Source organism: Amycolatopsis rhabdoformis (assembly GCF_035918295.1).
In the GTDB taxonomy this organism is placed as follows: Bacteria; Actinomycetota; Actinomycetes; order Mycobacteriales; family Pseudonocardiaceae; genus Amycolatopsis; species Amycolatopsis rhabdoformis.
In genome coordinates this window covers 10,009,970-10,028,291 of the sequence record NZ_CP142149.1, presented here as the reverse complement: position 1 = coordinate 10,028,291, position 18,322 = coordinate 10,009,970, and the positions used below count along the sequence as shown (strand labels likewise).

Genomic DNA, 18,322 nt, shown 5'->3' with positions numbered 1-18,322 from the left:
AGCTCCCACCATGGAACCGTTCACCCAGCACACGGGCGTCGGGGTGCCGCTGCGCAGGTCCAACGTGGACACTGACCAGATCATCCCGGCCGTCTACCTCAAGCGCGTGACCCGCACCGGCTTCGAGGACGGCCTGTTCGCCGCCTGGCGCACCCAGGACGACTTCATCCTCAACCAGGAGCCCTTCGACCGCGGCAGCGTCCTGGTCGCCGGCCCCGACTTCGGCACCGGCTCCTCCCGCGAGCACGCCGTCTGGGCGCTCATGGACTACGGCTTCCGCGCCGTGATCGCCTCCCGCTTCGCCGACATCTTCCGCGGCAACTCCGGCAAGGGCGGCCTGGTCGCCGCCCAGTGCGAACAGTCGGACGTCGAACTGCTGTGGAAGCTGCTCGAGAACGAGCCCGGCACGGAGGTCACGGTCGACCTCGAGACCAAGACCGTGCGGGCCAAGGACTTCACCGCCCCGTTCCAGATCGACGACTACGTGCGCTGGCGCCTGCTCGAAGGCCTCGACGACATCGGCCTGACCCTGCGCCACGCCGAAGAGATCACCGAGTTCGAAGCGACCCGGCCGTCCTGGAAGCCCGTGACCACCCCGATCCCGGCCTCCTAGGTCGTCTCGCGGCACGGATTCCCTGCTCGAAAAGGGAATCCGTGCCCCCGCGGGGGCCGCTCCGGAGCCCCTTCGCCCACACCAAACGGCACCTCGTCGAGGCCCCGGAAGGGTCCCTCGGGAGGCGGAACCACTCCCCCCGCAAGGGAAAATTCCGCGCGCCGTTTGGAATTTGTGCTGCGTTGGTAATACCGTGTGCGCTAAGTCGGCCGACGTGGCCGTGGACGTAGAGTTCTTCTTGGAGGACTGGAATGGCCAACAAGGCCCAGCTGATCGAGGCGCTGTCGGAGCGTCTGGGCGACAAAAAGGTTGCTTCGGAGGCCGTCGACGGTCTCGTCGACATCATCATCCGGACGGTCAACAAGGGCGAGAAGGTGAACATCACCGGGTTCGGTGTGTTCGAGAAGCGTGCCCGTGCCGCCCGGACCGCGCGTAACCCGCGCACGGGTGAGACGGTGCGGGTGAAGAAGACCAACGTGCCGGCTTTCCGTGCGGGCACGACGTTCAAGGACGTCATCTCCGGCACGAAGAAGCTGCCGAAGGCCACCGCGGTCAAGCGCACCACCACCACCGCGGCCACCACGGCCTCGCGCACCACCACCGCCCGCGCGACCGCGGCCACCGGTACCCGCGCGGCTGCCTCGCGCACCACGGCGACCCGCCCGGCGACCACGCGTTCCACCACCACCCGCACCCGCGCCACTGCGGCGAAGCCGGCCGCTGCGACCAAGGCTGCCGCGGCCAAGCCGGCCACTACCCGCGCCAAGGCCGCCACCACCAAGGCCGCCGCGGCCAAGCCCGCCGCGAAGGCGACCACCACCAAGGCCGCTGCGGCCAAGCCGGCCGCGAAGCCGGCGGCGAAGAAGCCCGCCGCCAAGCCCGCTGCCAAGCGCACCAGCGCCGCGAAGAAGAAGTAACACCCACCCCAACCCCCTGTGGTTGGGACGTGCACTTCACGGCAGGGCCCCCTCCCACCCCGGGACGGGGCCCTGCCGCATTTTCAGCTCCTACTCAGGCGGCTTTGGTGCCGCTCGGCCTCGCCTGGTGCCGCAACGATCCCCGCCCTGGCCTACGGGAGGGACGCTCCCCACCGTGAGATGGGGTCCTTCCGCACTTAAGCCCTTGCGAGCGAGGCTTTGATGCCGCCCACGCGCCTGTCGGCCCGGCTGCTTCGTCGCAGTGACAGGCTTAGCGCCGTATCGCGGCGCAGGCGAACCGTAGCCCCTATGCCCAAGCCAGTTGGGCCTACCTGATCAGGCCGTCCACCGTTCCGTTGGCCTACAGGTCTTCTTGATCACCTCAAGCTGCCCATGTCTCTACTGGCCGGCCTGGCCCCGCGGGCCGGGTCCGAACCGACTGTCCAGCAACAGATTCAACCTCGAACTGACCTGAAGTCACCCCAGTTTCTCGATATACAGCCGCGTTGCGGCCCTCTCGACAGCCTCGCCCACTCCACGACCATCCGGCCTCACGCCTCGACCCCGAGGTCACCTCAGGCCGCAGGAATCTGTCGACGTCGCGTTGCCAGAGCAGCCTCTCCCGAGCCGCATCCGAGCAGCGCGTCGTTCCGTTCAAGAGCGCGCCTCCCACTCCCCCGCACGAATACATTCACTCAGCACTTGAATATCCGACCTTTGCAGGTCCCATCTATCACGAGCCATATCAATCAATCCGAGTCACGTTCCCCGCGTCCGCACGATTCACCAATCATTTCCGCTAGCGAGCCGTCGCCAATATTCCAACACCTCGCCAGAGCGGGCAAACCCGATCCCGTGGCGAAAAACCTATCGCTGCCAACGAGCAAGAGCACCTCCCCTGACCCTGGCGCACCATCGTCGTCGCAACGGCATTTGATCGGCCGAGCGCGCTTTGCGCCCACGACAGCGCCTGACGCCCCACGGCCGGCCCACCGCATCGAGCGCCTCGACCGCCGCAGCACCTGCGCCCCGTCGCCCGACCCTGTAAGGATCCCGCCCGCGCAGCCACTCGAGCCAGCACCGCTGGGACCGTCGCCAGGGTTCACGACCATCACTCCGTCGCTGCAGCCCAGTCACCCGAGGCCCTCAACCCCGGGCCCGCAACGGTCAGCCCACCCCACGCTCCAAAGACTCACTGCCACGCCCGCGAATGCACCACCAGCCCACGCGTCGCATGGCCGACCGAGTGGTGAACGCCCTCCCCCGACCGCACATACGCGCATCATCCAGCCCAGCCTCAACCAGCTCGACACGTCGCGCAGCCAGACGAGCTTCGGCCTTTCACCTGCGACCAAACATCGCCGCACCAGCTGAACGAGTCCCACCCCAAACCCCAGTCGCTGCCTCAGCCGCACAAGCCGCCCCTACCCCACTGTCCGCAGCGCCGACCGAAGCACGATGACCGCTCCTCCGCCCCGCGGACGACGACACTCCACCGGCAGCCGCCACACTGTTCGCCCCGCGCCGCGCCGCGACGCACATGCGAGGCCATCACCAGCAGCCTCATCCGCCCAGCCAGAACCCGACTCCAGGCACAACCCGACTCGGACTCTCACCCTGGACCGGACGGTTGCACGAACTCAGGCACCCGGCTCTCGCTTCGGTCTGGCACGAACCCCCTCGCTCCGGCCTCAGCTCTGACCCTGGCCCAACCTTCGGCACCGGCCTCAGTCCGACTCCGGTTCTCACTCCGACCTCGGCCCGGACCAGGGTACGAACCCCCGGGCCCCTGCTCTCACCTCAGCCCGGGCACGAACCCTCGCTCCGACCTCAACTCTGACTCCGACCCAGCCTTCGGCGTCGGCCTCAGTCCTGACTCCGACTCCACCCCACCCACCGGCACAAGCTCCCCGCCCACCACTTCACGGACGCCGCCGCCAACCGCCAATCCCACGAATCCAAGCCCCGCCCAACAACCCCGCCCCACAAACCCCAGAAAAGCAAAAAACCCAGGCCCGCAATCGCGGAACCTGGGTTATCGACTTACTTGTACCCCCGATGGGATTCGAACCCACGCTACCGGCGTGAGAGGCCGGCGTCCTAGGCCGCTAGACGACGGGGGCTTAGGATCTTTCCCCGTTTCCGGGGAGCTATTCTGTTTTTCTTGCTGGAGAGAACTTACCAGAGGCGATTTCTCGCTCTGCAGGTGGGTCACTCCCCGCAGCTGGGGTACCAGGACTCGAACCTAGACTAACTGGACCAGAACCAGTCGTGCTGCCAATTACACCATACCCCAGTGAGGCGCTTTCCCGGCTTGGCCGGTTCAGCACCGCACGAGGAGAAATACTAGAGCACGCTGCCGCGCAGCTGCGCAGCGGGGGTACCCGCCGCGCGCTGGACGGGCACGCCGACCGTCGCATACTCGGAAACCAGCAGCTCAGGCAGCTCGTCGAGGGTCGTGACCGTGTGTACACCGGCCGGTGCGCGTTCGCCGGTGCGACCGGTCCCGTCGCGGTCGAGCCACACAGCGCCGAGGCCGGCTTCGTGCGCGCCGATGGCGTCGGTGTCGAGCTTGTCGCCGATGTGCACCGTCTGCGCCGGCTCGCAGGCCAGGCCCAGACACACCGAGTGGAACATCACAGGGTCGGGCTTGGCCACGCCGAGCTCGCCCGCGATGGCCACATGGTCGAAAAACGGCGCCAGCCCGAGGTCCGCGATCTTGCGGCGCTGGTGCGCGCCCGACGCGTTCGTCACCGCCGCGAGCAGCAGCCCCGCAGCGCGCAGCCACTCGAGGCAGGGCAGCACGTCGTCGAACAGTTGCCACGACGTGGCGAGGATGTCGCGCCGGCGCGCCTCGAACGCGGTCACCTGCGCGGAATCCGCGGAGATGCCGAGCTCGGCCAGAAAGCATTCGGTACGACGGTGGTGCATCACGTCGTAACCGAGTTTTCCCGCGACGACCAGCGCCACATGCTCCTCGGTGATCAGGTCCCACAGCGGCCACAGATCACTGCGGCCGGTGAGCGCGCTGAGGCTGAGGCGAATCGCGGCGGTGCAGTCGATCAGCGTGTCATCGATGTCGAGGCAGACCAGACGCAGTTCCGGGGGCGCCCACGGTTCGGGTCCGACGGGGGCCGGAGGGGCAGTTCGCGAAGGGGTCGGGGGTGCCGCGACAAAATCCACCCAGTGAGGCTAGGGCACTCGCCGCGTTCGCAACGCGGCCAAAAAGGTGATTGCCGCTCCGCTGATCCGGCGCACACCGTCTACTCCCAGTGCGTGGAAAGTATTGATCCTGTGACGACACGGAAATCCGGCCATCCGGGTGAGTGAACCGCTTCGTGCGACACCGATGAAACGGTTCAAGCGGTCACTTTGCCACGAAACACTGCGCGAACGGGCAACCCCCAACCGACGTCGTGTCCCTTGTGGACAGTCCCCTCTGTGACGCGGCGACCACTTGACGTCAACCCCTCCCGAGGTGCATCCTGAGTTTATTCAACGGTCGATGAAATGGGGAGATGAGGCGGATGACCGAGCACACGCGCTGTGTGGTCGTCGGTGGCGGGCCTGCGGGCATGGTCGCCGGCCTGATCCTGGCGAGGGCGGGCGTCGAGGTGACCGTGCTGGAGAAGCACGCCGATTTCCTGCGCGATTTCCGCGGCGACACCGTGCACCCGTCCACCCTCACGCTGCTCGACGAGCTCGGCCTCGGCGAAAAGTTCGACGCCATCCCCCACAGCGAGCTGCGGGAGGCCGGTTTCCCCACCGAGGACGGCGGTCTCATGAAGCTCGCCGACCTGTCGTTGTTGAACGTTCCACACCCCTACATCGCGATGGTCCCGCAATGGGATCTGCTCAACCTGCTCGCCGAATCGGCGCAGAAGGAACCGACGTTCACCCTTCGCCTCGAAACGGAAATGACCGGCCTCCTCCGCTCGGGCGGCCGGGTCACGGGCGTGCGCTACCGCACAGCCGACGGCGCCGAAGGCGAGCTCGAATCCGACCTCGTCATCGCCGCGGACGGGCGTTGGTCGCTCGCGCGCCGCACGGCCGGCCTCGAGCCGCGGGAGTTCGACTGCCCCTTCGACGTGTGGTGGTTCCGGCTTTCGCGCCACGAACACGAAGCCGGCTCGATGCTCATGCCGCGCATGAACCACCGCCGGTTCGCCGTGCCGTTGCCCCGCAACGGCTACTACCAAATCGCCTACCTCGCCCCGAAGGGCGAAGATCTGCGAGCCGCCGGCATCGAGCAGTTCCGCCGCAACGTCGTCGAGGTGTGCCCCGAGTTCGCCGACCGCGTCGGCGAACTGGAGACCATGGACGACGTCAAGTTCCTCGACGTCCGACTCAACCGCCTGCACCGCTGGCACACCGACGGCCTCCTCTGCATCGGCGACGCGGCCCACGCGATGTCGCCCGTCGGCGGCGTCGGCATCAACCTCGCCGTCCAGGACGCCGTCGCCGCCGCGACCCTCCTGGCCGATTCCCTGCTACGCGGCCGCGCCACCGAACGCGACCTCGCGAAGGTCCGGTCCCGTCGCCTCATGCCGACGATCGCCGTCCAATCCCTGCAACGGCTCCTCCACCGCGCCGTGATGCGCCCGGTCATGGCCGGCCGCCGCGACGGCCCGCCGCCCCAGTTCATCGCGCTCTTCGCCCGGTTCCCGAAACTCGCGTACGTCCCCGCGCGTCTCCTGGGCCTCGGCGTGCGACCCGAACACGCCCCCGCCTTCGCCCGCCGCCCGATGGAACCCGCCGGCAAGAAATAGCCGCTCCGCGCCCACGCCCCCACACCACTGGCGAAGCTGCCGCCACCCGAGAAGCCGAACCGGTTGCCGCCGCGCCCCTCTGGCCGCGGCGGCAACCCGTAGCCACTCCGCGGCAACGCCCCACATCGCCGCCCGGCAGTCCTCGGAAAAACCCCTGGCCCAGCCATTCGCCACTCAACGGCAACGGCCTCGACTCCCCTTCCGACAAGAGCCGCGTCGCCATCCAACGGCGACCGACCACGAGCCGGTGACCTCAGTCACCACCCCGGGAAATACGGAGGCCCACCGGCCGTCGCCTTTCAGCGGCGAATGGCCGGCGGGCCTCGTCGAGTGGAACGTGGTCAGATGTCCTGCACCGGGTTGGTCAGCGTGCCGATGCCCTCGATAGTGATCGAGACCGACTCCCCGTCGACGATCGGGCCGACGCCCTCCGGCGTGCCGGTCAGGATGATGTCGCCGGGCAGCAACGTCATCACACCGGAGATGAACTCCACCAGCTCCGGCACCTTGTGCACGAGGTCGGACGTGCGGCCGTCCTGCTTCACGTCTCCGTCGACCTCGCTGCGCAGCGCCAGGTCGGCCGGGTCGAGCGACGTCTCGATCCACGGACCGAGCGGGCAGAACGTGTCGAAGCCCTTCGCGCGGCCCCACTGGCCGTCGGACTTCTGGAGCTCGCGGGCGCTCACGTCGTTGGCCACCGTGTAGCCGAGGATCGCGCTCGCCGCACGCTCGGCGGACACGTTCTTCACCGGCTGGCCGATCACAACGGCGAGCTCGCCCTCGAAGTCGATGCGACCGACATCACGCGGACGCCGGATCGGCACGTTGGGACCGATGACCGTGGTCGACGGCTTGATGAACAGCATCGGTGCCGCCGGCACCTCGTTGCCGAACTCGGCCGCGTGCTTCGCGTAGTTCCGGCCGACGGCGATGACCTTCGAAGGCAGGATCGGCGCGAGCAGGCGGACGTCGGCGAGCGGCCAGCGCTTGCCGGTGAAGTTCGGTTGGCCGAAGGGGTGCTCGGCGATCTCCAGGACCTGGGCGTCGTCGCCCTCGCCCTCGATCGAAGCGAACGCGACACCACCACTGGGATGAGCAATACGGGCTAGACGCACTCGCCCAGTCTACGTACGCCGCCACCCCGACGCTCGCCCCCGGCGCCGCGAACGGTCGTTTCGGCACGAACGGGCCGCTCGCGCCGCGACCTGCGCACAGCGTGATCAACCTGGCACGAACGGCCCGTTCGCCCGCTTTCTCACCGAAATCCTCGACGCCCACGCCTGACATGCGGCAACCTGACGGCACATTCAACCGACATCACCACATCAACATCACCGCAGCCAACGCCGCCGTACCGCCATCGCTGTAGCGACATCTCGCCGACGTCACCGCACCGACAACCCCTTGAAGACGCCATCACACATCACGGCCGAGCCCCGGAAGGGAGGGACATCGGGCTCAGTCGCGAACCGTGAGGCTCTTGTGGACGAGCGCGTCGCACAACGCCATCCAGCTCGCCTCCACGATGTTCCCGTGCACCCCGACCGTGGTCCATTCCCGCTCGCCGTCACTGGATTCGAGCAGGACCCGGGTCACCGCGTGGGTGCCCGGGTTGGACGGCAGGATTCGCACCTTGTAGTCGGACAACTCGACGGTGTCCAACCAGGACAGGTGTGGGCTGAGCGCTTCCCGCAGGGCGGCGTCCATCGCGTGCACCGGCCCGTTGCCCTCGGCGGTGGCGATCACGCGGTGCCCGTTCACGTGGACCTTCACCGTCGCCTCGGAAACGACCTCACCGTCGGAGCGGTGGTCGAGGACGACGCGGTAGGACTCCAGGTGGAACGGCGGCGTCACCGGCTCCTCGCCGGAGGCGTCCGACACTTCACGGCGCAGCAGCAACTCAAGCGACGCGTCGGCGGCTTCGAACGACCAGCCCTCGGCCTCGAGGTCCTTGACCTTGCGCACCGCGTTCGTGAGCGCTTCGGGCCGGCCGGCAAGGTCGACCCCGAGCTCACGTCCCTTGAGCTCGAGGCTGGCCCTGCCGGCCATCTCCGTGACCAGTACCCGCATGCCGTTGCCGACGGAAGATGGATCGATGTGGTTGTACAGCAACGGATCCACCTTGATCGCGCTCGCGTGCAGCCCCGCCTTGTGGGCGAAGGCCGACGACCCGACGTAGGCCTGGTGGGTGTCGGGTGCGAGGTTCGCGATTTCGGCAAGCGCATGGGAGACCCGGGTGAGCTCGGCGGCGCCTCCGGTCGGGAGGACTTCCATTCCGAGCTTGGTCACGAGGTTTCCCGTCACGGCGAACAGGTCGGCGTTGCCGGCCCGCTCCCCGTAACCGTTCGCGGTGCACTGGACGTGCGTCGCGCCGGCCTGCACCGCGGCGACGGAGTTCGCCACGGCGCAGGAAGTGTCGTCCTGGCAATGGATTCCCAAGCGGAACCCGGTCCGGTCCTTGACCTCGCGCACGGTTTCCGCGAGGCCGAGCGGCAGCTGGCCGCCGTTGGTGTCGCACAGCACCACCACGTCGGCGCCCGCGTTGGCGCCGGCGTCGAGCACGCGCAGCGCGGTGTCCGGAGAGAAGGCGTACCCGTCGAAGAAGTGCTCGGCGTCGAGAAACACGCGCCGGCCCTCGCCCGTCAGGAACGCGACGGTGTCGCGCACCATCTCGCACGCCTCGTCGACGTCCACCCGCAGCGCGCGTTCGATGTGCCGCAGGTCGGATTTCGCCACCAAGGTGACCACAGGCGCTTCGGCGTCGAGCAATGCGCGGACCTGCGGATCCTCCGACGCACGGGTGCCTGCCTTGCGCGTGGACCCGAAGGCGACGAGCGCCGCGTGCTTCAGCTCGAGCTCGCCCTTCGCCGCCCGCGCGAAGAACTCCGTGTCCTTCGGCAGCGCGCCCGGCCAGCCACCCTCGATGAACCCCACACCGAGCTCGTCGAGCAGGCGGGCGACGGCGAGCTTGTCGGCAACGGAGTACGTGATGCCTTCGCGCTGGGCGCCGTCGCGCAGGGTCGTGTCGTAGAGGTGGAAAGCGTCGCCGAGAGGGGTTTCGGCGGGCTCCGTGCGGGTCACGGTGTCTCCTTGGGGCGGGGCAGAACCTGTTTCTGGCAACAAAAAAACCTCCCGCATGGGTGCGAGAGGTTGCGCGCCGGAAGCTCTTGTGGAGCGTCTATCCGGCGCGCTCGGCGATAATGATCGAGATGGCGGTCATGGTTTGCATGATGCCACAGCTCCGCCCGGCTTCCAAGTGCCGGGCGGAGCTTCCCACTTTCTGGGAGCCGATCAACGCGGCAGGCCGGCCAGGTAGGCGCCGAATGCTTGCACGGCCGAAGCGTTGCGTGGGCCCTCCACCAGAGCCGCGTACGGCAGGGCGAAGAAGCGCCCCTGCTTCACCGCCGGGATGTCCCGAAGGCCGGGCTGCGAACGGAGGAAGTTCTCCTTGTCGGCGACGCTGCCGACCTCGCCGCCGTAGTCGTTGATGAGGATCACGTCAGGCGCGCGCTGGACGACGGCCTCCCAGCTGACCGTGGTCCAGCTGTCGTCCACGTCGGAAAAGATGTTGGTGCCGCCTGCCTTGGTGATGATCTCGTCGGGGCCGGCGTTGCGGGCGGCGGTGAACGGCTGGTCGCGGCCGTCGTCGTAGAGGAACACCTTGGGCCGTCGTCCCTGAGTGGCGACGGCGTTCGTGACCGCCGCGACCTGGTCGCGGTACTGCTTCACCAGCTGTTCCGCGCGGTCGCTCACGCCGAAGATCTTGCCGAGGTTGCGCAGGTCGGTGTACAGCGCGTCGAGCGGTGGCATGATGCCGCGCTGCTTGCCGACGCCGTTGCGGCAGGCTTCGGTGAGCTGGTAGCTCTGGATGCCGAGCTGCGTGAGCGTGTCGGGGGTGAAGCCGCTGCTCTCGGAGAAGCCGTAGTTCCAGCCCGCGAACACCAGATCGGCGCCGGCGCCCTGCACGACCTCGCGGTTGATCTTCTCGGCGAGCTTGGGCACCTTCGCAAAATCGCCTTTCCACGGCGACGACGCGACTCCGCCCGACTGTCCTTTGTCGACGACGTAGCCGGCCATCCGGTCGTCGAGGCCGAGGGCGAACATCAGCTCGGTGATGCCGATGTCGTTGGTGACCACTCGCGAAGGCGGCTTCCGGACGGTGAACGGTTGACCGCAGTTGGTCACCGTCACCGGATACCCCGCCGGTGTGGCACCACTGTCCCCTTCGGACACCTGAGCACCACAGCCGGTCACGGTGAGCGTGGCCGCCAGGACCATCGCGACCGTCTTACGCATCACTGTCCTCCTCGGACTCGAGCCGGTCGAACAACAGCTGGGGCCGGCCGTTCGCGGGATGCGGCACCACGTGGGCGCGCACACCGAACACCGCGGCCAGCAGATCGGGGGTGAGCACCTGCGCGGGCGTCCCGCTCGCGACGAGGCGGCCGCCGTCGAGGACGTGCACGGTGTCGCACATCGCGGCGGCGAGGTTGAGGTCGTGGAGCGCGGCCAGCACCGTCGGGCCGCTTCGCCGCACGAGGGCGAGGATCTCCAACTGGTGGCGGATGTCGAGGTGGTTGGTGGGCTCGTCGAGCACGAGGATCCGCGGCTCCTGCGCGAGAGCGCGCGCGATGAGCACACGTTGCCGCTCACCGCCCGAAAGCGTGAGGACGCCGCGGTCGGCGAAGTCCGCCAGGCCCACCTGCTCGAGCGCGGCCGCGCACACGCGCCGGTCGTCGGCGGTCATGCGGTCGAGCAGGCCCTGGTGCGGCAGCCGGCCCATCGCGACGACCTCAGCGACGGTGAAGTCGAACTCCGTGTGCGATTCCTGCGCGACGGCCGCAATGGCGCGCGCTCGATCGCGCGGCGGCAGACCGTCGAGGGGACGGCCGTCGAGCAGCACGGCGCCCGCGGAGGGCTTGAGCACGTGGTAGGCGGCCCGCAGAGTGGTCGACTTGCCGCAGCCGTTGGGGCCGAGGAGCCCGACGAACTTTCCTTGGGTGGCTTCGAGGGTGACGTCCTCGACGATCGCACGACCGGCCACCTCGACATTGACCCCGCGGAGCGAGAGGTCCATTCACACACCTCCGAACACGTACGCGCGACGCCGCATCAACACCAGGAAAGCCGGGACGCCGACAGCCGCCGTCAGCACACCGAGCGGCAGCTCCTCCGGCGCCGCGAGCACACGAGCAGCAACATCCACCCACACCAGGAAAACCGCACCGGCCAGTGGCGCGACGGCCAGCACCCGCCGGTGGTCGGCGCCCACCACAAGCCGCACGAGGTGCGGCAGGATCAGGCCGACGAAACCGATCGCCCCGCTCACGGCCACCAGCACACCGGTCATGGCCGCGCACACGACGAAGAGCACCGCCCGCAGCCTCGCGACATCAACGCCGAGAGTCGTCGCCGCTTCGTCGCCCATGGCCAACGCGTTGAGCCGGCCGGCCAGCGCGAGCAGCAACGCGGTGCCGGCCACCACAACGGCCGCCGCGATCGGCAGCGAGCCCCAGTTGGCGCCGGCGAGGCTGCCCAGCAGCCAGAAAAGGGCGGAGCGAGCGGCCTCGCCGTTGGGCGCTTGGAAGACGAGCACCGTGGTCACGGCGAAGAATCCGTAGGACAGCGCTGTGCCGGTGAGCACGAGCCGAAGGGGCGTGAGGCCTTGCCGCGTGCGGGCGACGAGGTAGACGATCACCGTCGCGGCCAGCGCGGCCAGGAACGCGCCCGCCGAAAGCGCGTAGATCCCGAGCGACGCGAACACACCGAACAACGTCACGGCGGCCGCCCCCACCGACGCCCCGGACGAGATGCCGAGCACAAACGGTTCCGCCAGCGCGTTGCGCACCATCGCCTGGATCGCGACGCCCACCGTCGCCAGCCCCGCGCCCACGACCACCGCCAGCACCACCCGCGGCAACCGGATGTCCCAGATGATCCGGTACTGCCCGACATCCGACGCGGGAATCGTGCCGCCGAGGAGTCCGGCGCGGAGAAATTCCCACGTGTGGGTGATCGGCACGGCCACCGTTCCGATGCCGACAGCGAGGACAATGGACAACATCAACAGCACGACCAGACCGACGAGAATGGGTCCGACACGTCGTCGCTTCGACGGCTCGGGTCCGGTCCGTTGAGGGTGTTCCGCTGACGGGGCGGACGCTCCACCAGCGGATTCGGGCCGTGGCCGCGATTCGCCACTGAGCGGCAATGGCCGGGACAGCGCTTCGGGTACTCCGGTGGACGGACCGGATTCACCTGGAGCACCGAGCCCGGCCGGCGGCGCCGAAGCAGTGGCGACTTCGCCGCCACGCTGGGCCTCGCCGCTGAATGGCAACGCCGGCGCCGACTCGGCCGGAGCGGAACCGGCCAGACCGACACCGGCCGGAGCGGAACCCACCGGCGTGGATCCGTCGGGACGGGATTCGCCACTGATCGACGACGCCCTGGGTAGCGTGCTCGAAGCCGCGGTCAACGACCCAGGCTCGGGGGATTCGCGCCTGGTCGAAGGCCGACCATCGGCGGCGTGGCCGGAATGTTCGGGCTCGCCGCTGAACGGCAACGCCGAGGATGGCCATCGCGTCGGCGAGCGGACCGGGTCGACGGCGCCCGACGCGGAGTCGCCGATCTTCGGCGACGGCTGCAACTCCGAGTCGGGGACGCCGGTGGACAGCTCAGATTCGCGCACGCCGGATTCGGTCAGCCGCGAATCATCAGCGGCTGAACTACCGCCCTGCTCGGGTTCGCCACCAAACGGCGACGCCAGTGACGACACCTGTGGAGCCGAGTCGGCCAAGCCAACGACGTCGTCGTCGCGCGAAGAATCATCGCCGGCCGACGACGACGGAGATATGAGCGAAGCCGCGCCAGCCGACGACAGCCGGGGTATCGGCGAAGCCGAATCGGCCCGCACAGAGCCGTCATGCAGGGAATCGCCGCTGAACGGCGAACCCGGGTCATCGGAACCGGACGCCGCGGGAACGGATGACTCGGACTCCGGACCGCCGGACGACGAGAACCTCGGAGGTGGCACCGACAGGACCCGATCTGCTCGGGGGTCCACAAAAGAAGACGGCAGCCACGCCACAAAGGAGGAGAGGGTGTCGTCTCCCGTAGACCGCGACGGGAGGGACGAGGGTGGTGCGAGAACCACCGCCGGTGTCGGGCTCGCCCGCGGTCCGAAGGAGATGGACCGCGGGCCTACCGTTGCGGGTCAGCGCCGGAGTTCGACCGGTCTTCCGCGGCGGGGGTTCCTGAAAAGCAGGGTCAGTTCACGGAGCGCACGTTCGACGACACGAGCGCGGCGAGCCGGTCACCGATGGCCTGGGTGGTGCCGGGCGACGCCTGGTCGCGCGTGGCCAGGTCGAAGGCCACGGACGCCTCGATGCGGCGCGCGGCCTCCTTGTGGCCCAGGTGGTCGAGCAGGAGCGACACCGAGAGCACGGCGGCCGTCGGGTCGGCGAGACCCTGGCCGGCGATGTCGGGGGCGCTGCCGTGGACCGGCTCGAACATGCTCGGGTTGCGGCGCGTGATGTCGAGGTTGCCGCTGGCCGCGAGACCGATGCCACCGGTGACGGCGGCCGCGAGGTCGGTGAGGATGTCGCCGAACAGGTTGTCGGTGACGACCACGTCGAAGCGCGACGGGTCCGTGACCAGGTGGATCGTGGCGGCGTCGACGTGGGAGTACGCGACCGTGACGTCGGGGTGCTCGAGCGACACCTCCTCGACGATTCGCGACCACAGCGACCCGGCGTACTCGAGCACGTTGGTCTTGTGCACCAGCGTGAGGTGCTTGCGCGGCCGCTCTTCGGCGCGGTTGAACGCGTCGGCGACGACCCGGCGGACGCCGAACGCCGTGTTGACGCTGACCTCCGTCGCGACCTCGTGCTCGGTGTCCTTGCGCAGCAGGCCACCGTTGTTGGTGTACGGGCCTTCAGTGCCTTCGCGCACCACGACCATGTCGACCTCGCCGGCATCGGCCAGCGGGCCGCGCACGCCCGGGTAGAGGCGCGCCGGGCGCAGGTTCACGTGGTGGTCGAGCTCGAAGCGCAGCCGCAGCAGCAGGCCGCGCTCGAGGATGCCGCTGGGCACCGTCGGGTCGCCGACCGCGCCGAGCAGGATCGCGTCGTGCTGACGCAGTTCGCCGAGCACCGATTCGGGGAGCAGTTCCCCGGTCGAGTGCCACCTCGCGGCACCGAGGTCGTAGTTCGTGATCTCCGCCGCCGGTGCTACTTCACCGAGCACCTTGAGCGCCTCGGAGACCACCTCGGGCCCGATCCCGTCACCTGGGATCACCGCGAGCCGCATCCACACACCTCCGTAGACCAGGCCACCGAACGCACCGATGGCCCATCCGCAAGAAAACGCCAGCAGCGGAAGGTTACCGGCCGTAGACAAGACGCCGTAGCCGCACCACCCTTATGCCGCATCCTCCCGCAGGGTGAGACACCTGAACGGGTGAAGACAAAGGGGCTTCCCGGGTCTCGACGACCCGGAAAGCCCCCTCATCACCGCTATTCGGGAAACCTGACCAGCAGGACAAGCGTTCCCCGATCGGAGGACCCCGTCACCCCGCCTGAGCGGGTGACGGGGCCGGCCTCACGGCCGCGTCACCGCCGATTCGATCCGCACGACGGCCGCGCGCGAGCCGGCCGCGTTGTGGTGCTCGATCGCCAGCAGGCCCTTCGGCTTGTCACCGGCGACGGCGGCCGCGTTGCGGTTCACCACGAGCTGGGTGCCGGGCTTCGCGACGTAGCCGAGGGCCGCGTCACCGCCGCCCTGCACCGAGAACGCCGGCGCCAGCGCGTCGAACGAGAGCGGCGTGCCGACGAAGTCGATCAACCCGTCGGTGCTGCCCGGCGCGACGTAGTACCCCGCCGTGCCCACGGTGTAGCTGATGCGGTGCGAAGCCGCGGTCGGGTCGATGCCCAGCGCGGCGATGCTGACCGGCAGCACGATCACGTTGGTGTCGAACACGTTGGTGTCCACGTCACCGAGCTGACCGTTGACGGCCTGCAGATCCACCGTCGGGTTGCCCGGCTGCGTCAGCGAAACCGTGGCCGCCAGCAGCACGTCGGTCTCCGTGGCCTTCGTCACGAAGGTCTCGAAGTCCGGCTTGCCGTCGCCCGTGGTGTCGAAGTCGACGAACGGGATCGTGTTGCTGCCCAGGTTGGCGAAATCGCCCCAGGTGGTGAGGCCGAACGCGAGCATCGCGTTCTCCGGCTCACCCTGCGCCTTGGCCAGCGGGGCCGTCGACGCCGCGCCGATGTAGCGCAGGTCGCCGCCCTTCGCGGTGCCGTTGAGCGTGCACTCGGACGAGACGCCCGCGCCGCACTCCGGCAGCTGTGCCGATTCGGCCTGCAGCTCCAGCACGCTGACCAGCGAGCGGTAGCGCTGCGCGCCGCTGCCCTGGTCGATGCCCTTGCCGCCCAGGTTCAGCACGGCCTGGTTCTGGTTCCCGCCGAAGCGCACGCCGGCCGGCGTCGTGACGGCCGAGACCGGCTTCGGCGCCGAGTACACGGCCACGCGCAGCGGCACCGTGGCGCCGCTCTTCGGCGTGAACGCCACGCGGCCCGACGCGTCGGCCACGAACTGGCGGGCGAGCCCGGCCTGCGTGGCCTCCATGGTCGGGTCCATGACCTTGCGCAACGCCTTGGGGTCGCTGATCGTCAGCGTCACCTTCACCGTCGCGACGCCGCGCGGGTTGAGCTTCACCGAGCTCTTGTCCACTGTGTACTGCACGCCCGGCAGCGAGTTCACGGCTTCGTACGCCACCGAGTACTCGGCCGCCTTCACGCCCTTGTTGACGACCTTGATCGTCTTCGACAGCGTGACCGGTGCCGCCACCTCGACGGTGCCGAACGTGACGCTCACGGCGCCCGGATCGTCCTGCACGTAGGCGAGCACCTGGTTGTCCAGCGAAGCCTTCGCGTCGATGCGACCGGTGCCGACGCGCTGCGGCGCGTAGGTGTGGCCCGCGCCGTCGGTGATGTCGTGCGTGGCCGAGCCGACGACGTCGGCCTTGACCTCCTCGACGGTCCAGTCCGGGTGCGTCTGGCGGACCAGCGCCGTGATGCCCGCGGTGTGCGGGGTGGCCATCGACGTGCCCGAGATCGACAGGCGGCCGTTGCCGCTGCCGCGGAACGCCGACGTGATCGTGTCACCGGGAGCCGTCACGTCCGGCTTCACCGACGGCCCACGGCCGCCGCGCGAGGTGAACGAGCTCGGGGTGTCCACAATGGTCTTGTCGGTCGTCTGCAGGCTCGCTCGGCCGGCGCCGAAGAACCGGACCGAGAGCGTGCCTGCGGTCAGGCCGGGACGCAGGGCCGTGGTGGCCTTGCCGGTGAGCTGGAACATCGGCACGCCCGCGTTGCCCGCGATCCCGGCGGCCGGGTGCTCCAAAGTGGACGACAGCACCACGCCCTTGGCGCCCGCGGCCTGCGCGTTGTTGGCGCGCGCGGCGGACCCACAGGCGCGGGTGGAGTCGTTGTCGTCCCACTCCAGCCACACGAACTTGCCCGCGACCTTGGCCTTGTCCTCGGCGGAGAAGGCGGCGCAGCCCGCGTTATTGGCGGCCGAGATCGGCACCACGGGCGCGGTGAGGTCGAGCGTGTCGTAGCCGGTGTAGTCCTGGCTGTACTGGCCCGGCTGCTGCCCCGGCGTCGGAGCGGTCACGTCGAGCGCGTCCTTCAGCTCGCCGGCGTCGCGGCTGCTGGCGACGGTGAGGGCTTCGGGCGTGTTGCCCGGCGAGCCCGCGACGTCGTTGAGGTCGCCGCCGTTGCCCGCCGCGAGGACCGGCAGGACGCCGTTCTGCGCGAGCTTGCGCACGAACAGCGAGTCGGGGTCGTCCGGCGCGCCGAAGTCGCTGCCCAGCGACAGGTTGACGATGTCGAGGTGGTCGGTGAAGTCACCGTCGCCGTCGGGGTCGAGCGCCCAGTCGAGCGCCTGCGACGTGACGTTCGTCGAACCGGTGCAGCCGAACACCTTGAGCGCGTAGAGCAACGCCTTGGGCGCGGTGCCCGGGCCGATGCGCATGGCGTCGAGCTGCTTTTTGTTCAGCTTCTTGTAGTTGCCGGTGAACGTCGAGCCGTCGGCGTTCACGCCGAAGCCCGCGATCGTGCCGGCCACGTGCGTGCCGTGCTCGCCGCACGCGATGGGGTTGGGGTCCGGCTTCGGCGTGGGCGAACCGGTCTTGCCCTCGGCGTCGTAGTCGTCGCCGACGAGGTCCGTGCCGCCCACGACCTTCGCGCTCGGGAACAGCGGCGACGGCTTGGTCCGGTCCACCGCCTGGTAGGCCGCCGGCGTGCCGGGGCCGCCGAAGTCGGCGTGGGTGTAGTCGATGCCGTCGTCGATCACGCCGACGCGGATGCCGTCACCGAACTTGCCGGTCTGCTGCCAGCTGGCGAGCGTGTTGGTGAGCTGCTCGGCGCTGGCGTTGTTCTTGGTCTTCGGCACAACCGTGCGCACCGAAACGACGTCGGGCCGCTTCGCGAGCTCCCGGATCTTCGCCGCGTCGGCAGTGACCACGGCGCCCGCGACCGCGTTGGAGGTCTGCGTGACCAGCTTCGTGCCCGCGTCGGCCTTCTTGAGCTGCCCGACGACGGCGTTCACGGTGGCGGCGACGTCAGCCTTCGCGGCGCGCGCGGCCTGCTTGGCCTTCTCCTTGCCGGAACCCTTGCTCTGCTCGGCGTTGAACGCGTCGACGGCGGGCTTCTTCGCCAGCTCCACGAACGCGGTGACCTTGCCCTGTGCGGCGTCGAGCCGCGGCGAGATCTTGCCCTGCAACCCCGCGGCGGCGACCTTGGCCTGCGCGACCGGGTCGGCGAGCGGCGCGGTCTGCGCCGCCGCGCCGGACGCCGTCGTGACGGCCGCGGCCAGCACAGCCGCGGCGAGCACAGCCGTCGACCGCGCAGCCCACCCCGGCAACCGGGATCTGCTCATGAGTACCCAACCCCTTCGTTGGAGGCCTGGATCGCGAACCTGCCTGGCGCTCCCCGGCAACCGCCCCCGACAGGTGAGCACCG

11 protein-coding genes and 2 tRNA genes are annotated in these 18,322 nt (G+C 69.2%); 3 read left to right on the top strand and 10 right to left on the bottom strand.

Annotated elements, in window-relative coordinates:
• Window positions 1-10 precede the first annotated feature (10 nt).
• Together leuD and VSH64_RS46675 are read left to right on the top strand one after the other, a co-directional pair.
• Entirely contained in the window at window positions 11-613 is a 603-nt protein-coding gene (leuD, locus tag VSH64_RS46680) for a 3-isopropylmalate dehydratase small subunit (RefSeq protein ID WP_326569153.1), read from the top strand.
• Between the two features lie 251 nt (window positions 614-864).
• Window positions 865-1,530, top strand: a complete 666-nt coding sequence (locus tag VSH64_RS46675) for an HU family DNA-binding protein (protein ID WP_326569152.1) — start codon at window positions 865-867, stop codon at window positions 1,528-1,530.
• A gap of 2,050 nt (window positions 1,531-3,580) precedes the next feature.
• Here the strand turns inward: VSH64_RS46675 and VSH64_RS46670 are convergent.
• From VSH64_RS46670 to VSH64_RS46660, 3 genes are all read right to left on the bottom strand, one after another.
• A tRNA-Glu gene (locus tag VSH64_RS46670) sits at window positions 3,581-3,653 on the bottom strand.
• A 101-nt stretch (window positions 3,654-3,754) separates the two neighbouring features.
• Window positions 3,755-3,826: transfer RNA gene (locus tag VSH64_RS46665), tRNA-Gln, on the bottom strand.
• 50 nt (window positions 3,827-3,876) lie between these two features.
• Window positions 3,877-4,713: an HAD family hydrolase gene (locus VSH64_RS46660; protein ID WP_326569151.1), complete on the bottom strand. Its 837-nt coding sequence runs from the start codon at window positions 4,711-4,713 to the stop codon at window positions 3,877-3,879.
• Window positions 4,714-5,057: 344 nt separating this feature from the next.
• Here VSH64_RS46660 and VSH64_RS46655 point away from each other — a divergent pair, with 344 nt between their 5' ends.
• A complete protein-coding gene (locus VSH64_RS46655; protein ID WP_326569150.1) occupies window positions 5,058-6,299 on the top strand; it encodes an FAD-dependent oxidoreductase in 1,242 nt (413 codons plus the stop codon).
• Window positions 6,300-6,640: 341 nt separating this feature from the next.
• Here VSH64_RS46655 and VSH64_RS46650 read toward each other — a convergent pair whose 3' ends face one another.
• From VSH64_RS46650 to VSH64_RS46620, 7 genes are all read right to left on the bottom strand, one after another.
• Complete coding sequence (locus VSH64_RS46650; RefSeq protein WP_326569149.1) at window positions 6,641-7,414, bottom strand: fumarylacetoacetate hydrolase family protein; 774 nt, start codon at window positions 7,412-7,414, stop codon at window positions 6,641-6,643.
• Between the two features lie 343 nt (window positions 7,415-7,757).
• A complete protein-coding gene (cimA, locus tag VSH64_RS46645) occupies window positions 7,758-9,380 on the bottom strand; it encodes a citramalate synthase (protein WP_326569148.1) in 1,623 nt (540 codons plus the stop codon).
• 210 nt (window positions 9,381-9,590) lie between these two features.
• Complete coding sequence (locus tag VSH64_RS46640) at window positions 9,591-10,595, bottom strand: ABC transporter substrate-binding protein (RefSeq protein ID WP_326569147.1); 1,005 nt, start codon at window positions 10,593-10,595, stop codon at window positions 9,591-9,593.
• Window positions 10,588-11,376: an ABC transporter ATP-binding protein gene (locus tag VSH64_RS46635; protein WP_326569146.1), complete on the bottom strand. Its 789-nt coding sequence runs from the start codon at window positions 11,374-11,376 to the stop codon at window positions 10,588-10,590. The genes VSH64_RS46640 and VSH64_RS46635 overlap by 8 nt, the downstream gene beginning before the upstream one ends.
• A complete protein-coding gene (locus tag VSH64_RS46630; protein WP_326838221.1) occupies window positions 11,377-12,363 on the bottom strand; it encodes a FecCD family ABC transporter permease in 987 nt (328 codons plus the stop codon).
• Window positions 12,364-13,565: 1,202 nt separating this feature from the next.
• On the bottom strand, window positions 13,566-14,606 hold the full coding sequence (locus tag VSH64_RS46625; protein WP_326569145.1) for a 3-isopropylmalate dehydrogenase: 1,041 nt from the start codon (window positions 14,604-14,606) through the stop codon (window positions 13,566-13,568).
• 291 nt (window positions 14,607-14,897) lie between these two features.
• On the bottom strand, window positions 14,898-18,239 hold the full coding sequence (locus tag VSH64_RS46620) for a S8 family peptidase (protein ID WP_326569144.1): 3,342 nt from the start codon (window positions 18,237-18,239) through the stop codon (window positions 14,898-14,900).
• Window positions 18,240-18,322 lie beyond the last annotated feature (83 nt).

What these genes read in the sequence shown, in the direction of transcription:
- leuD (WP_326569153.1), top strand. Translation starts at nt 11, where the DNA reads ATGGAACCGTTCACCCAGCACACGGGCGTCGGGGTGCCGCTGCGCAGG.
- VSH64_RS46675 (WP_326569152.1), top strand. Translation starts at nt 865, where the DNA reads ATGGCCAACAAGGCCCAGCTGATCGAGGCGCTGTCGGAGCGTCTGGGC.
- VSH64_RS46655 (WP_326569150.1), top strand. Translation starts at nt 5,058, where the DNA reads ATGACCGAGCACACGCGCTGTGTGGTCGTCGGTGGCGGGCCTGCGGGC.
- VSH64_RS46640 (WP_326569147.1), bottom strand. Translation starts at nt 10,595, where the DNA reads ATGCGTAAGACGGTCGCGATGGTCCTGGCGGCCACGCTCACCGTGACC.
- VSH64_RS46635 (WP_326569146.1), bottom strand. Translation starts at nt 11,376, where the DNA reads ATGGACCTCTCGCTCCGCGGGGTCAATGTCGAGGTGGCCGGTCGTGCG.
- VSH64_RS46630 (WP_326838221.1), bottom strand. Translation starts at nt 12,363, where the DNA reads ATGTTGTCCATTGTCCTCGCTGTCGGCATCGGAACGGTGGCCGTGCCG.
- VSH64_RS46625 (WP_326569145.1), bottom strand. Translation starts at nt 14,606, where the DNA reads ATGCGGCTCGCGGTGATCCCAGGTGACGGGATCGGGCCCGAGGTGGTC.
- VSH64_RS46620 (WP_326569144.1), bottom strand. Translation starts at nt 18,239, where the DNA reads ATGAGCAGATCCCGGTTGCCGGGGTGGGCTGCGCGGTCGACGGCTGTG.